The following is a 14,718-nucleotide window of genomic DNA, read 5'->3' on the forward strand; positions in this document are numbered from 1 at the left end:
TAGCAAAAATTCGTCCGGGATACAAGTTATTTACTTTTGTGTTGATCTGTTGCTCAGAATGAGGCTGTCAGACCAAAGAACACAGCCCGATCACCACTTTCTTTTTTGGTAGCAAAGGCCGAGGCAGTTAAGGTATCAGTAATGGCGTAATTCAGGCTGATGCCGATATCGTACAGGGACTCGTCCGAGTCTTCCCAGCCGGCATGCAAACCAATACTCCATTGGTCGTTCAAGGCAAACTCGGTACTGGCTTCAATGTAGATATTATCAAATTCGTCGTAGTAGAAAACCAGCCCTGCAAAACCAAAGTCGAGGCCGATATGGTATTCCAGGTAATCTTCATCAATGCCATCGAAGCGGTATTGCAGTACCCCAAAATCCAGTGCCAGACTCTCGCTGACATCAAAACCGTACCCAAGATACAGATTGGTTTCCGAACCAACCTCCTGGTCGGTCGTACCCCAAAAACCAGCGTAAAAACCTTTGTAGTCCGCTTCGATGGAACCTTGAATATGAAAGTGATTGGTGAGTTTGTAACCCCGGAATACGTATTTGGTCATACCGCTGACTTCAGCGCTAATACCAACTTCATCCGCCTGAGCCGCCGGCAGGCTGCCCAGAGCCAAGACCAGTGCGCTGGCTAACATTGTTTTCTTCATGGTAGTTGTCCTTATGTTTTGGTTATCACACCCAGATTCCAAAATACGTGCCACTAAGTTTTAATTTTTAAAATCAATGTTTTGAGATTAGTTTGCGGTTTTGAACTTAGGCTAAATGGGCTGTGCTGGTGCAGTGCTGCCTGCTTTTTGTGCAATGAAGGCGAGTGCTTTTCAGATGTAAATTCAGTAAAGTAGCCACTCTTAACTGGTGGGAGAACTCAGTCATGCAACCTTATTTAATTGCGCCCTCTATTTTATCTGCCGATTTCGCCCGTTTAGGTGAGGATGTGGATCTGGTGTTGGCCGCTGGTGCTGATGTGGTGCATTTTGATGTGATGGACAATCACTATGTGCCTAATCTGACTTTTGGTCCTATGCTATGCCAGGCATTGCGGGATTATGGCATCAAAGCACCGATTGATGTGCATTTAATGGTAGAGCCGGTGGATGCACTGGTACCGCAATTTGCGGAGGCCGGAGCCAGTATCATCAGCTTCCACCCGGAAGCCAGCCGTCATGTTGACCGCACTGTGCAGTTGATTAAACAACATGGCTGTGAGGCTGGGGTGGTGCTCAACCCGGCTACACCACTTTCGGTGCTGGATTATCTGCTGGATAAAGTTGATTTGATCTTACTGATGTCGGTGAATCCCGGTTTTGGTGGACAAAGCTTTATTCCTTCTACCTTGCACAAGCTAAAACAGGTTAGGCAGTTGATCGAACAATCAGGTCGGCCCATCCGGCTGGAAGTCGATGGGGGCGTCAAAACCGACAACATTGCTGAGATTGCGGCGGCTGGTGCTGATATGTTTGTCGCCGGTTCAGCCATTTTTAACAGCAGCAGCTACCGCGATACCATTGATGCGATGCGGGCAGAGTTGGCTAAAGTCAGCTAAAACGTTGTTTCCTGCTGCGTCGCACTATGCGAAGCGGTTATACTCCAGCAATATTTTTACTCTCTTAAGACGGAAAGATTTATGACAAGCAAGCCGATTGTGCTAAGTGGAGCGCAACCCTCAGGACAACTGACCATAGGCAATTACCTGGGCGCACTGCGGCAATGGGATCAGATGCAGGACGATTACAACTGCTTGTATTGCATCGTCGATTTGCATGCCATTACCGTGCGGCAAGACCCTACAGCACTTAGAAATGCTTCCCTGGATAGTCTGGCGTTGTATTTGGCCTGTGGTATTGATCCTGAGCGCTCCAGTATCTTTATGCAGTCCCATGTTGCTGAGCACAGCCAACTGGCCTGGGTGCTCAATTGCTACACCCAGTTTGGTGAATTGGGGCGGATGACACAATTTAAAGATAAATCCGAGCGCCACAACAACAACATCAATGCCGGCCTCTTTACCTATCCGGTACTAATGGCAGCCGATATTTTACTGTACCAGGCCAATCAAATTCCGGTTGGTCAGGACCAAAAGCAACACCTGGAGTTGGCTCGTGATGTGGCAATGCGCTTTAATGCGGTGCATGGGGATGTGTTTACGGTGCCTGAGCCTTTCATTCCTAAAGTCGCAGCCCGGGTAATGAGTTTGCAGGATCCGACGAAAAAAATGTCAAAATCCGACGACAACCCGCAAAACTTTATTGGTTTATTGGAAGATCCCAAAGTCATTGCCAAAAAAATCAAGCGGGCCGTGACTGACTCGGACGATCCACCACGGGTGACTTTTGATCTGGAGGCTAAGCCCGGGGTTGCCAATTTGCTGAGTATTTTAAGTGGCGTCACCGGCAAAACGGTGGCTGAGCTGGAAGCCGACTACGAAGGCAAGATGTATGGCCACTTAAAAACCGATGTGGCTGATGCCGTGGTCGCCTTGCTTGAACCCTTGCAGCAGCGTTTTAAAGAAATCCGGGCCGATCAAAATCTGATGCATCAAGTACTGCATCAGGGGGCTGAGCAAGCGCGGCATCGTGCTGCCGATACCTTACGCAAAGTGTACGACGCCGTCGGCTTTGTCTTACCTTAATGAGTGCTTGAGTGAATACGCCACTGTCGCTGACTGCTTTAGAGGGCTTATTGTTTTTCCTGGCAGCGGCCGGTGGCGGCATGTTGCGTTTTTGGCTCAGCAATCAGCTGAGTCGCTGGCTTGGTATGGCTTTGCCCTGGGGCACCCTGGCGGTGAATGTCAGCGGGGCCTTTGCTATTGGCTACCTGGTAGCACTGTTGCTGGCCGGGGCCAACTCCTCCCTCTGGCTGATTGTTGGTATTGGCTTCTTAGGCGCTTACACCACTGTTTCAAGTTTTAGCTGGCAAAGCTTCAGCTTCTGGCATTCGGGTAGAACAGCCCGAGCCATGGCCAATGTTATGCTGACCCTGCTGCTAGGCATTATCGCGGTCGCCTTTGGTTTTTACTGGGGGCAAGGGTGAGCATTCGTCCACACATCTACTTGCTGGTTGGGCTGGGCTCGGGGCTTGGGGCCAGCCTGCGCTTGCTGCTGTCTGTGGGACTGTACCAGCCGGAAACACTCTGGCCCTGGGCGACCTTGTTGGCCAATTGCGTCGGCTCCATGGCCATGGGTTTTTATGCCACCATGGTAAGTGAGCAGGGCACCTGGCAAGTCAGTGAAGCGCAAAAGCAGTTTGTGCTGGCCGGCTTGTGCGGTGGCTTTACCACCTTTTCGGTGTTTAGTTTGGAATGCCTGTGGTTGCAGCAAGCAGGTTACCCCGGGTTGGCAGTCAGTTATGGGGGGCTGTCGTTGCTCACTTGGATGATTGCAGTGTTTGCTGGCTACAAGTTGGCTAAGCGCTGCTCAATGGTCTAAACTGCTAAAAAAGCGCTTCTTTTCAGGGAACTTACAGTTGATGCTTAGCACCCGCCATACCAATTTCTGGTTGTTCAGTATCGCCCTGTTGCTCATCATCATTATGCTTTCTGCCGCCTGGTTGGCGCAGCAGCAGCGTGACGCTGTGTTGATGGCCGATCTGGATAGGGTGCATCAATTGCAGGTGCAGTCGATGCAGCAACTGCAATTTCAGTTGCAGCAAGATGCCCTGATTGCCGCCGATCTGGTGTACGCCAACAGCACGGTGCGTACATTGGTGGCTGAAGCGGCTGAGCGCTACCAGCAGCAACAGGACCCGGCCAGCTTTGATGATATCCGTAGTCAGCTGATGGCTGAACTCGCGCCCAGCTGGCAGGCCCTGCAGCCCTTTGCCATTCGGCAATTGCAGTTTCATCTGGTACCTGATGTTGTCTCGTTATTGCGGGTGCACCAACCTCAGCACCACAGCGACAGCCTGGCGGATATCCGGCCGATGGTGCTTGAGGTTCAGCAGCAAGGGCAGGCCATGGCAGGGCTGGAGGTAGGTCGTTTTGGCCTGGGCGTACGTGCTGTACTCCCCATTAAATCCAGTGATGGTAGTGTGATTGCCAGCATGGAAACCGGCTTTGCATTAAATGATTTGATTGGTCAACGTCAGCACCAGTTGGGCTTGACGGGTGGGCATGAGGTCGGTATTTCGGTGCTGGTCAGTGCCCGTTTAGGTGAGCAGTTTGTTTTTCCGATGTTCGGTGAGCATTCGGATTGGTTGATTGATGTTGAAAGTGGCAACCGTATGTCCGGCTGGTTGCAGCAGCAGCTTTTTCCTTCTCGGGTAGCGAGTCCGCAGTCGCTGCATTTAATGCACAATAAACACCACTATGCACTGAGCCTGGTGCCCTGGCACAGTTATGGCCAGCAGATGGAGGAGTCTGCCGCTGTGGTGTTGGTGAGCTGGCAGGATATCAGCGCCATGATTGCAGCGCACCAAGCGCAAAACAGACAAATTTGGGGTCTTTGGCTTGGAGCCATTGTCATCAGTGTACTGGCGCTGTTTTTTCTGGTCAAACGATTACAAAAAGCCACCGCGCACTCGTTGCAAAAACAACAGCAGGCACTGCGCTGGTCTGAGCAGCGTTTAAAAGCATTGTTTAGCCTGTCCCCCCTGCCTATTTTACTTAATCGCATGGCGGATGGTGCTTTTATCGAGGCCAACCACGCGATGGAGCAACTGGTTGGCTACAATCAGCAAGAGTTGGCCGCGTTAAGTTATTGGGATCTAACGCCTGAAATTTACGCGAATGCTGAGAAAAAGCAACTGGAATCTTTGCAAAGTAAAGGCCGCTATGGGCCTTATCGCAAACAGTACCGTCACAAGGATGGGCATTTAATTGATATTGAGCTCAACGGCGTGCGCTTTGAAAACCCGGCAGGCGAGTCGATGATTTGGACCATAGTGATGGATCTGACTGAGCGCAACAAGCTCGATAAAATGAAAGATGAGTTTATTGCTACGGTGAGTCACGAGCTTCGCACGCCACTCACCTCCATTGCAGGCTCTTTATCACTGGTGCTGGCCGGAGCAGCCGGTGAGCTGACCGAGAAAAGCCGTAAGATGCTCAGCATTGCCGAGCGCAACAGCAAGCGACTGACCTTGCTGGTGAACGACTTGCTGGATATGGAAAAGCTGGCGGCCGGTAAAGTTGCCTTTTTTCCGGAAATTATCCCGCTGCAGACTTTGTTGCAGGATGCGATGGAGCAAAACAAGCCCTATGCCGATAAGCATCAAATTCAGTTGTTGCTGGTCAATGCAACGACTGCAACTATTCATGCCGATCCATCCCGGATCCAGCAAGTGCTGGCTAATCTTATTTCTAATGCAGTGAAGTTTTCGCCAGCCGGTAGTCAGGTTCTTATTCAGGCAGAGACTGCCAAGGATAAAGTGCGGATTGGCATTCAGGACGAAGGACCAGGACTGAGTCAGGAGGAAATCAGCTCGTTATTTCAGCGCTTCTCGCAACTGAACAACGGCACGACCAAACAACAAGGTGGCACAGGCCTGGGGCTTGCTATTTGCCGGGAAATCATTCATCAGTCGGGTGGTAGCATTGGTGTGGAAAGTGTGCCCGGGCAAGGGGCTTGTTTCTGGTTTGAGTTGCCACTTGCAAAAATTGATAGTGAGCACAGCGGTCTGGAAAAAGTGCTGGTAGTCGAAGACGATGCCGATATTGCTACAATGCTCTCTGCCATGTTGCAGCAAGAAGGCTTTGAAGCCGACTGGGCGCCGGATACTGCCACTGCCTGGCAGTTGCTAGCAAAACACCATTATCGTTTACTGACTTTGGATCTTAGGCTGCAAAACGAACATGGCAGTGATTTCTTTTTGCGCTTGCGTGATAACCTGGCAACCCGCGACCTGCCGGTACTGATTATTTCTGCTTATCTGCAAGAGGGGAAGTTACAGCTGGCTAGTATGGCACAGGCTATAGACTGGCTGGAGAAACCGGTGCAGCAAGAGGTGCTAATGGTAAAGCTAACCCAGTTGCTCGAAAGTACCCCCTGGCAACAGGATGCCAGAGTCTTGCATGTCGAAGATGACGATGATATTACCACCATAGTGCAAGCTCACCTGGAAACCAATTGCCGCTACTACCGAGCCTCAAGCCTGAATAAAGCACGAATACTGCTGCGCCAGCACCGGTTTGATCTGCTATTGCTGGATATTGGCTTACCAGATGGGCTAGGCTGGGATCTATTGCCTGAGGTGCAGACATTGCAAGGCGATATTCCTGTGGTGGTTTTCTCGGCACAAGACTTATCGGTACATCAGCATGGCAAGGTGGAGGCGACCTTCGCTAAATCCAAAGTAGAGCCAGCCGAGTTGGTAAAGCGTATCAAAGCTATACTCAGTAATGAATAAGCGGTGCACCCAGTGGCTAGTGCAGATAAGAAGGAGAGTGCAATGACCTTAACCCGTATCATGCATGTTGAAGACGATGAGTCCATTCGCATGGTAGCAGAAATGGCGCTGGTGGATGTGGCAGGCTTCGAGCTACTCAGTTGTGATGGCGGTCAGTCAGCGCTGGAGCAAGCCGAAGCCTTTGGGCCAGAGTTGGTTTTGCTGGATGTGATGATGCCCAAAATGGATGGTCTGCAAACATTGGCAGAGCTACGTAAGCTGCCATCGTTGGTCTCTACCCCTGTGGTATTTATGACAGCCAAAATACAGCAAGCGGAAAAACAGCAGTACCTGGAGGCAGGGGCGATTGCGGTGGTGGAAAAACCCTTTGAACCGATGGAGCTTGGCGATACCTTGCGCGCGCTCTATCATCAAGCCAGCCAGGCTTAGGAGCATTGACTGCATGCAGCCACCAATGATACCTGAATGCGAAGCCGAGCGCTTGCAGTCCTTGCAGCACACCGGGCTGCTGGATACCCCAGGCGAGCCCCGCTTTGATCGTTTGACCCGGCTGGTGCAGCAGTGTTTGCAAACAGAGATTGTGTTGATTTCGTTGGTGGATGCAGACCGGCAATGGTTTAAGTCGAAACAGGGGTTGGACGCCTGCGAAACCGGCCGGGACATCTCTTTTTGTGGTCACTCTATTTTGGGGACGGATATTTTCCAGGTAACAGATGCCAGCCTGGATCCCCGCTTTGCCGATAACCCTCTGGTGACAGGCGCGCCTCACATTCGTTTTTATGCCGGGGCACCGCTGCAGGTCGACGGGCAGGCTATTGGCACTTTGTGTCTGATTGACGCCAAACCCCGCACCCTGGATGCAGGCGAGCAAGCCATTTTGCGTGAGTTTGCCAATGCCGTGCAGCAGGAGATCCAGGATCGCTTGCAAGACCAGGCCGAGGTGGAGCTGTCTGAGCAGCGAAGCCTGTATGAGCATATTCTTGAACAAACCATGGCTGGATATTGGGATTGGCACATCCAGGACAACACCGAGTATCTTAGCCCATCCTTCAAAATGATGTTTGGGTATCATGATGATGAAATGGAAAACTCACCAGAAGCATGGCAGAAAATTATTTTTCCGGATGACCTGACCAAAGTTCTGATTTCTTTTGAGCAGCATATAGCGAGCCAAGGGGAGAAACCCTTTGATAATGTGGTGCGCTATCGGCATAAAAATGGCTCTACCGTTTGGGTTCGTTGTCTTGGTAAAGTGATTGAGTGGTCAGAGGACAACAAGCCGATCCGAATGGTAGGTAGTCATGTAGATTTGACCCAAGAGATGCAAGTCAGAGAAGCCTTGCAACAAAGCCGCGATCAATTCCAGACCCTGGTCGCCAATATTCCGGGTATCACCTACCGCTGTCTGGCCGATGAACACTGGACCATGGTGTACATGAGCGGCAGCATCGATCCGCTATCCGGCTACCCGGCCAGTGACTTTATCCAAAACAAGGTGCGTAGCTATGCCAGTGTCATCCACCCGGATGACAACGATTACCTGGAGCAGGCCATAGCCAAAGCCGTTGCCGAAAAAACCAGTTGGTTGCTGCATTACCGGGTTATCCACAAAGATGGCAGCATTCGCTATGTTGAAGAACGCGGCATGGGCGAGTACCTTGATGACGGCAGCCTGCGTTACCTGGATGGGTTTATTCTGGATGTGACCAGCGAAAAAGCATTGAAACGTCAGTTGCTGAAGTTAACTGAGCAACTGCCGGGTGTGGTGTATCAGTTCCAGCAATGGCCGGATGGGCGAATGGCATTTCCCTATGCCAGCAGCCATTTAAAGCTGATTTATGGGGTGATGCCGGATGAGGTGAAAGAGGATGCCAGCAAGGTGTTTGCTGTTATCGAACCAGACGACTTGCCTGCATTGGCTGCTAGCATTGAACGCTCTGCCCGGGAGTTGTCGCTGTGGCAGCACGAATACCGCATTCAAAGAGAAAATGGCCGGATGGCCTGGGTATCTGGTCGGGCGATGCCAGAACCCATGCCGGATGGCAGTGTGCTCTGGCATGGGTACATTTACGATATTACCGAAACCAAGCAGCATTATCTGGCACTGGAGCAGGCCAACGAGCAGCTGCACCTAGCGCAGCAACGGCTGGAGCTATCCAGCCAGCAGGCACAAATTGGCTATTGGCAGGCATCTCTTAAAACCGGTTATTTGTGGTGGTCGCCAATGATTTATGATGTCTTTGGTTTTGATGCTAGCTGCACCGATCCCAGTGTGGCTTTGTTTAAAAGCACTGTGCATCCGGACGATTTGCCTTTGGTCGAGGCCAGTGAGGAAAAAGCCAAGTTTACCGGTTTGCACGATGTGGTGCACCGCATTATCCGCCCGGATGGTGAAATCCGTTGGGTGCATGAATTGGCGCAAATGCTGCCAGGTACTGATAATCTAGAGTTGATGATGATTGGCTCGGTGCAGGATGTCACCGAGCGCATGCGCTTGCAACAGATGAAAGATGAGTTTATTTCCACCGTCAGCCATGAGCTGCGAACGCCGCTGACCTCCATCAATGGTGCTTTAAAGCTGTTGTTGGCAACCCAAAGCAGTTCCATGACTGAAAAAGGACAAAAGCTGCTGCAGGTCGCTAGCAGCAACAGCAGCCGCTTGCAGCACCTCATTAACGATTTACTGGACATTGAAAAACTGATTGCCGGTAAAATGAATTTTGAGCTGAAAACACAGCCGATCTTGCCCTTATTGCAGCAAGCCATCTCGGATCACTCGACCTTTCTCGAAAAAGCTGGATTGCAGCTGAAGCTGGATATAACGCCGCCGGCAGATCAGGCTAAAGTGGTGCTGGATGAGCACCGCTTGCAGCAAATTCTGGCCAATCTGCTGTCCAATGCGATGAAGTATTCGCCACAGCAAGGGGTGGTGACCGTTCAAGCCAGACTTGCTGGCTCTGGGCTTGAGATTGCTATTCAGGATCAGGGGCCGGGCATTCCGCTGGCATTTCATGACCATTTGTTTGAGCGCTTTTCTCAGGCCGATGCCAGCAGCGCCAGAGAAAAAGGCGGCACAGGTTTAGGTTTAGCCTTGTGCAAAGAGTTGGTCGAGGGCATGGGAGGGCGTATTTCGCTCGATACCGGTTACCAGCAAGGGGCTCGTTTTTGTATCTGGTTTTCACTTGTGTCTTGAGCTTGGTTGTAGGGAGTAGCTGTGAGTTCCGTGGATAAAAACGATAAACACCAACAGCGTTTTGCTGCCTTGCAGCAGCGCTTTTTTGAGACGTTACCGTCAAAGACAGCGTTGATGCTGGAGCAATATCAGAAGCTGGCTGCAGGTGAGCATACTGCTTTCACAGAGCTGATTGCTATCAGCCACCAGCTCAGTGGATCTTGCGGAACCTTTCACCTGCCGGAGCTGGGCCAGCTGGCACGAGAGGTTGAGCAGCTGGCGCTGAGTATTCAGCAAGAACAAAGGCTTGAGGCAGCTCGGTTATCCGGGCTTGAGAAGGCTGTGGCTGCCTTTCATCATCAAATGCAACATGTGCTGGCGGCAGGGGGCGGTGTCTCAGAAAGTCAGGCCATCGCCAGGCCGGCGCCTGAGCAGATATGGTTGCTACTTGATGATCACAACCTCGCCGCTGAATTGACGAGCCAACTGAGCGCCTTTGACTATCCGCTGCAGGTGTTTACTTCCTATCAGGATTGTTTGCAAAGCTTGACCAACCAGACTCCAGCCTTGTTGTACTGCTCTGCCAGCCTGAATGATGGGGTAAGCCAGCTGTTCGAGCAACAGCAACTGTTAAAGGTGTTGCAAGATAGGCAGATCCCCTGGATGCTGTTCAGCGACCAAGATAACTTTTCGCTGCGGGCGCAGGCGGCGCGGTATCAGGCGCAGGCATTTTATGTCTCACCGCTGGATGTGCCTGCCATGTTGGGGCGAATTTCGGACTTAGCGGAGCAGCAGGCTGAGTCAGGCGGTCGTGTCTGTGTTATGGACGATGATGTCCTTTTGGCGGAGCACTTTGTGCTGACCCTGCAAACGGCCGGTATTGATTGTCAAATTTTGACGAACCCTGAAAACATCATTGCCGATATTCTGCAGTATCAGCCTGATCTGGTGTTGTTGGATTTGCATATGCCAACCTACAGCGGGCCTGAGCTCGCCGGCGTGATCCGCCAATACGATACATTGAAAAGCTTGCCCATCGTTTACTTGTCGGCCGAGCAGGATAAAGCGCAGCAACTGAAAGCCATGGCCTTTGGTGCCGATGACTTTTTAACCAAACCCATAAGTGATGCACAGCTGGTCAAGGCGGTACAGGTGCGCCTGCGACGCAGTCGGGAGCTGAAAAACCTGATTGTTAAAGACAGCCTCACCGGTTTAATGAAACACAGTGCCATCAAAGAAGCGGCGGTGCTGGAGTACCAGCGCGCCAAACGCAGTGGCAACACCTTTTGTCTGGTAATGGTGGATATTGATCATTTTAAAAGCGTGAACGATCGCTTTGGTCATGCCATGGGCGACCTGGTGATTACCACCCTGGCTACCTTGCTGCAAAAGCGTATTCGGCGCACGGATAAGGCTGGGCGATACGGCGGTGAAGAATTTCTGCTGGTGTTGCCGGAGTGTGCATCTGAGGATGCTTTGCAGCTGATGCAGAGCATCTTAGACAGCTTTAATACCATCGTTTTTCACAGCAGTGCACAAGACTTTGCATGCAGCTTTTCAGCCGGTATTGCTTGCAGTAGCGAAGGGTTTGACGATGCGGAGTCCATGCTGGCCCAAGCGGATGGAAAACTTTATCAGGCAAAATCGCTTGGCCGAAACCGGGTGCTTGCATAGAATAGCGGCCATTCTTTAGTATGCTTGTGCCACTTGACCTGGAGCGAAAGGCAGCAAGCCACTTAACGCGGATGTGTTATGCTGCTAATGATCGACAACTACGATTCCTTTACCTGGAATCTGGTGCAGTATTTCCAGCAACTGGGCCAGCAGGTGGTAGTGCGGCGGAACGACGCCATTGATTTGGCTGGTATTGCACAGCTGGCGCCGGATTATCTGGTGATTTCACCCGGGCCCGGTACACCGGAGCAGGCGGGGATTTCGTTGGCTGCGGTGCAGCACTTTGCCGGTAACATACCGATACTGGGGGTGTGCCTGGGGCATCAGACGATAGCTCAGGCGTTTGGGGCTAACGTGGTGCGGGCGCGTCAGGTGATGCATGGAAAAAACTCCTGGATCCGGCATAACAATCAGTCGATTTTCCGGGGCTTACCAAATCCGCTTAGCATTACCCGGTATCATTCCCTGTTGGTGGATAGTGCCAGTATACCCAGCAGCCTGATGCCGTTGGCCTGGACGGAAGCGACAGAAGTACAGGCTGGTGAATTGATGGCGTTACAGCATCGTGATTTGCCGTTATATGGTGTGCAGTTTCATCCTGAAGCCATCTTATCGGATGCAGGTTTGGCATTGCTGCAGCAGTTTTTGCTGCAAAATAAACAGCTTGATAATCAAGCTTGACAGCTGCAGTCAGCCTAAGCAGTATGCAAATAATGTTTTCCTAAATTAAAGTACAAGGCCTGAATTCAGTGATGAATGCTCCAACGGTAGGACCCGACGTTACATTACGCTTTTTTGATGTCCTGATAGGCGTTGATCCTGAAAAACGTCAACAACACCTCCATCGGCAGCAACTGCCGGTTCAGGAGCGCACCTTACTTGCAGTAGAAGCTGCAGCACGCCAGGCGCGATTAGCCGATGCCAAAGCCAAAGCTCAATTTGGTGAGTTTGCTCAGGCGCACCTGCATGATCAGGTGGCTGACTTGCTGGCTGAGCGTCTTACCTCGCTGGATGACGTGAAAGCAAGCTTGTTTGAATTAACGCCAGCATATTACGCGCTGCTGGATTTATTAAGTGCCAAGGCGGTGACATTGAATCAGCTGGATCCGGCGATTAAAAAAGTCCCCTGGTTGGTAGAAGACTTGCTGAAGCTTATTAATCAGCCGAAGTATCGTAACCGGACGGCGTCAGGTGCGTTGATCAAAGATGTGAAGACAGGATTGCGCTTTCTTGGTCTGGAGGCACTGCAGTTGCTCATCCCGCTGTATGGCATGAAACGCTGCATGCCGCATTCGACGGAGCCATTCCATGGTTTGAAAACGGTCCTCTGGGAATACAGCCTGGCCACTGCCAATGCCGCCAGGGCGCTGGCAGATTTGTACCGTGAGCACAGATACACTGCTTTTTGTAGCGGCTTGTTCCATACGCTGGGTCATGTTGCGGTGGTCCGGAGCTACTTAAAAACCTACCAGCAGGTAAAGCGCGAGGAACTGCTTAAAGCCAGAGAAGCACGTGATATAGGGCTGATTGATGCACTGGATGTACTGGAGCCAGAGGCAGAGTTTCTTAGTGAACAGTTTACCGCCCATGCGGCAGTGTTAAGTGCAGATTTAACCTCACTATGGGGCTTACAGCGGTTGCCGCTGTGCCAAACCCTGGATCAGCTGGCAGAAGGAGTTGGTTATAGTGGCGCTTCGCCAATGGCCAGGGTGGTGCAACAAGCGCAAACCTTTGTGCAATGGCAACAATTAAAAAAGCGCAATCGACTCAGTGCAGACGAAATGCAAAGCATGCTTAAATCGGTAGGGATGAGCAAAGATGCTTTACAGCTGTTGTTGCAAACCAATTTACTGAAACTCGATATGGATGGATAATTTTTTTTCCGATAAACATGCAACCTTGATGGACTGGTTGCTTTGTCAGCAGCTTTGCAGCCAGCAAGGACGCCTGCTTGGCTGTTCCGGTTGCTGGCTGAATTTTCGCTGAATAGCCGCTGCGTACTTATTCATTCCCCGTGCAAATCTATCTGCAGCCCTTGTTTTTATTGGCTTTGCTGACTTTTGAAGTGCAGACAGCGCTGAAATATTCTGCAATAATGCTGCAATCCGACAAGGGATGCAGGCGCCGCAGACGCCTGCTCCAAGCCGACAGCATAAAGAGGTAATCGAGAAATGGCAGAACAAATTCAGGTCACACGCAGTCTGTTTGATGAAGTTATGGTGCCAAACTACGCGCCTGCCGCTATGATCCCGGTCAAAGGCCAGGGCTCCCGCGTATGGGATCAGGACGGCCGTGAGTACGTCGATTTTGCCGGAGGCATTGCGGTGAGCAGCTTAGGCCATTGCCACCCTGCTTTAGTCTCGGCGTTAAAAGATCAGGCCGACAAGCTATGGCACCTGAGCAATGTGCTGACCAACGAGCCTGCACTGCGGTTGGCGGCTAAGCTGGTACAGCATACCTTTGCTGAAAAAGTGTATTTTGCCAACTCCGGTGCCGAAGCCAATGAGGCTGCCTTCAAGCTGGCGCGTCGCTGGGCACTGGATGTGCATGGCGAACACAAACAAGACATCATCTCCTTTAGTAAAAGTTTTCATGGCCGTACTTTCTTTACTGTCACTGTTGGCGGTCAGGCCAGTTACTCCGATGGTTTTGGCCCCAAGCCTGGTGCTGTGCTGCATGCCGAGTTTAATAACCTCGACAGCGTTAAAGCTTTGATCAGTGAGCGCACCTGCGCCGTGGTGCTGGAACCCATTCAGGGGGAGGGAGGAATTATTCCTGCCACTCAGGAGTTCTTGCAAGGCCTGCGGGCTTTGTGTGATCAGCACCAGGCCTTACTGGTGATGGATGAAGTACAAACCGGTGTAGGTCGTACCGGCCAGTTGTATGCCTATATGAACTATCAAGTACAACCGGATATTCTGACCACTGCTAAATCCCTGGGGGGTGGCTTCCCGATAGGTGCCATGCTAACCACCAGCGAAATTGCTCAGCATTTGAAAGTAGGAACGCACGGCAGCACCTATGGTGGTAACCCTTTGGCGTGTGCCGTAGCTGAAGCGGTGCTGGATACCGTCAATACACCAGCCGTACTGGCAGGGGTCTTGGCCAAAGAGCAGCTGTTCCGGCAGCGACTGGCTGCTATTAACGAGCAGTATCAGGTATTCAGTGAGGTACGCGGGCAGGGCATGTTGCTTGGCGCTGTGCTGAATGAGCGCTACCAGGGGCGGGCACGTGACTTCTTGCTGGCAGCAGCCGAGCATGGCCTGATGGTGTTGGTTGCTGGTGTGAATGTGGTGCGCTTTGCACCATCGCTGGTGATTACCGAGCAGGATATTCTGGCTGGCATGGAATGTTTTGAAAAAGCCGTCGCTCAAGTGGTAAGTGCGGCTTAACCTATAAAAGCAATAAGGCGCTACAGCGTCGTAAATGAAGCACTGAGGCGGCCTGGCTGCCTCTTTTATCTCAATCCCGCTGGCTTGCAAACGGCACTGTTGCTAGTTGCTGCAAAGCCTGGGGGA

The 14,718-nt window shown here is 51.6% G+C and carries 12 protein-coding genes; 11 read left to right on the forward strand and 1 reads right to left on the reverse strand.

What is annotated here, in order from left to right:
* Window positions 1-53: 53 nt before the first annotated feature.
* Window positions 54-659, reverse strand: coding sequence for a TorF family putative porin (locus tag QWF21_RS04085; protein WP_330086764.1), 606 nt, complete (start codon window positions 657-659; stop codon window positions 54-56).
* A gap of 224 nt (window positions 660-883) precedes the next feature.
* On the opposite strand from QWF21_RS04085, the gene rpe reads away from it, so the two are divergent.
* The 11 genes from rpe to QWF21_RS04140 all read left to right on the forward strand — a co-directional run bounded on the left by rpe (window position 884) and on the right by QWF21_RS04140 (window position 14,592).
* On the forward strand, window positions 884-1,555 hold the full coding sequence (rpe, locus tag QWF21_RS04090) for a ribulose-phosphate 3-epimerase (RefSeq protein ID WP_330086765.1): 672 nt from the start codon (window positions 884-886) through the stop codon (window positions 1,553-1,555).
* Between the two features lie 81 nt (window positions 1,556-1,636).
* Window positions 1,637-2,641: a tryptophan--tRNA ligase gene (gene trpS, locus QWF21_RS04095; RefSeq protein WP_330086766.1), complete on the forward strand. Its 1,005-nt coding sequence runs from the start codon at window positions 1,637-1,639 to the stop codon at window positions 2,639-2,641.
* Between the two features lie 11 nt (window positions 2,642-2,652).
* Entirely contained in the window at window positions 2,653-3,042 is a 390-nt protein-coding gene (gene crcB, locus QWF21_RS04100; RefSeq protein ID WP_330086767.1) for a fluoride efflux transporter CrcB, read from the forward strand.
* Window positions 3,039-3,437 (forward strand): fluoride efflux transporter FluC, encoded by a 399-nt coding sequence (locus QWF21_RS04105; RefSeq protein WP_330086768.1) that lies wholly within the window; start codon window positions 3,039-3,041, stop codon window positions 3,435-3,437. Before crcB ends, QWF21_RS04105 begins: the two co-directional genes overlap by 4 nt.
* 40 nt (window positions 3,438-3,477) lie before the next feature.
* The gene (locus QWF21_RS04110; protein WP_330086837.1) at window positions 3,478-6,354 is read left to right on the forward strand and encodes an ATP-binding protein; all 2,877 of its coding nucleotides are present in this window, start codon (window positions 3,478-3,480) and stop codon (window positions 6,352-6,354) included.
* A gap of 42 nt (window positions 6,355-6,396) precedes the next feature.
* Window positions 6,397-6,783 (forward strand): response regulator, encoded by a 387-nt coding sequence (locus QWF21_RS04115; RefSeq protein WP_330086769.1) that lies wholly within the window; start codon window positions 6,397-6,399, stop codon window positions 6,781-6,783.
* A gap of 13 nt (window positions 6,784-6,796) precedes the next feature.
* A complete protein-coding gene (locus QWF21_RS04120) occupies window positions 6,797-9,547 on the forward strand; it encodes a PAS domain-containing protein (protein WP_330086770.1) in 2,751 nt (916 codons plus the stop codon).
* Between the two features lie 21 nt (window positions 9,548-9,568).
* Window positions 9,569-11,200 carry a diguanylate cyclase gene (locus tag QWF21_RS04125; protein WP_330086771.1) on the forward strand — a complete coding sequence of 544 codons (1,632 nt, stop codon included), beginning with the start codon at window positions 9,569-9,571 and terminating at the stop codon, window positions 11,198-11,200.
* A gap of 78 nt (window positions 11,201-11,278) precedes the next feature.
* On the forward strand, window positions 11,279-11,881 hold the full coding sequence (locus tag QWF21_RS04130) for an anthranilate synthase component II (RefSeq protein WP_330086772.1): 603 nt from the start codon (window positions 11,279-11,281) through the stop codon (window positions 11,879-11,881).
* A 71-nt stretch (window positions 11,882-11,952) separates the two neighbouring features.
* On the forward strand, window positions 11,953-13,074 hold the full coding sequence (locus QWF21_RS04135; protein ID WP_330086773.1) for an HDOD domain-containing protein: 1,122 nt from the start codon (window positions 11,953-11,955) through the stop codon (window positions 13,072-13,074).
* 297 nt (window positions 13,075-13,371) lie between these two features.
* Window positions 13,372-14,592 (forward strand): aspartate aminotransferase family protein, encoded by a 1,221-nt coding sequence (locus QWF21_RS04140; RefSeq protein ID WP_330086774.1) that lies wholly within the window; start codon window positions 13,372-13,374, stop codon window positions 14,590-14,592.
* The last annotated feature ends 126 nt before the right edge of the window (window positions 14,593-14,718 follow it).

Origin of the sequence: Alkalimonas mucilaginosa, assembly GCF_036327005.1 — a bacterium.
Lineage (GTDB): Bacteria > Pseudomonadota > Gammaproteobacteria > Enterobacterales > Alteromonadaceae > Alkalimonas > Alkalimonas mucilaginosa.

What these genes read in the sequence shown, in the direction of transcription:
- QWF21_RS04110 (WP_330086837.1), top strand. Translation starts at nt 3,478, where the DNA reads ATGCTTAGCACCCGCCATACCAATTTCTGGTTGTTCAGTATCGCCCTG.
- QWF21_RS04120 (WP_330086770.1), top strand. Translation starts at nt 6,797, where the DNA reads ATGCAGCCACCAATGATACCTGAATGCGAAGCCGAGCGCTTGCAGTCC.
- rpe (WP_330086765.1), top strand. Translation starts at nt 884, where the DNA reads ATGCAACCTTATTTAATTGCGCCCTCTATTTTATCTGCCGATTTCGCC.
- QWF21_RS04130 (WP_330086772.1), top strand. Translation starts at nt 11,279, where the DNA reads ATGCTGCTAATGATCGACAACTACGATTCCTTTACCTGGAATCTGGTG.
- trpS (WP_330086766.1), top strand. Translation starts at nt 1,637, where the DNA reads ATGACAAGCAAGCCGATTGTGCTAAGTGGAGCGCAACCCTCAGGACAA.
- QWF21_RS04140 (WP_330086774.1), top strand. Translation starts at nt 13,372, where the DNA reads ATGGCAGAACAAATTCAGGTCACACGCAGTCTGTTTGATGAAGTTATG.
- QWF21_RS04115 (WP_330086769.1), top strand. Translation starts at nt 6,397, where the DNA reads ATGACCTTAACCCGTATCATGCATGTTGAAGACGATGAGTCCATTCGC.
- QWF21_RS04135 (WP_330086773.1), top strand. Translation starts at nt 11,953, where the DNA reads ATGAATGCTCCAACGGTAGGACCCGACGTTACATTACGCTTTTTTGAT.
- QWF21_RS04085 (WP_330086764.1), bottom strand. Translation starts at nt 659, where the DNA reads ATGAAGAAAACAATGTTAGCCAGCGCACTGGTCTTGGCTCTGGGCAGC.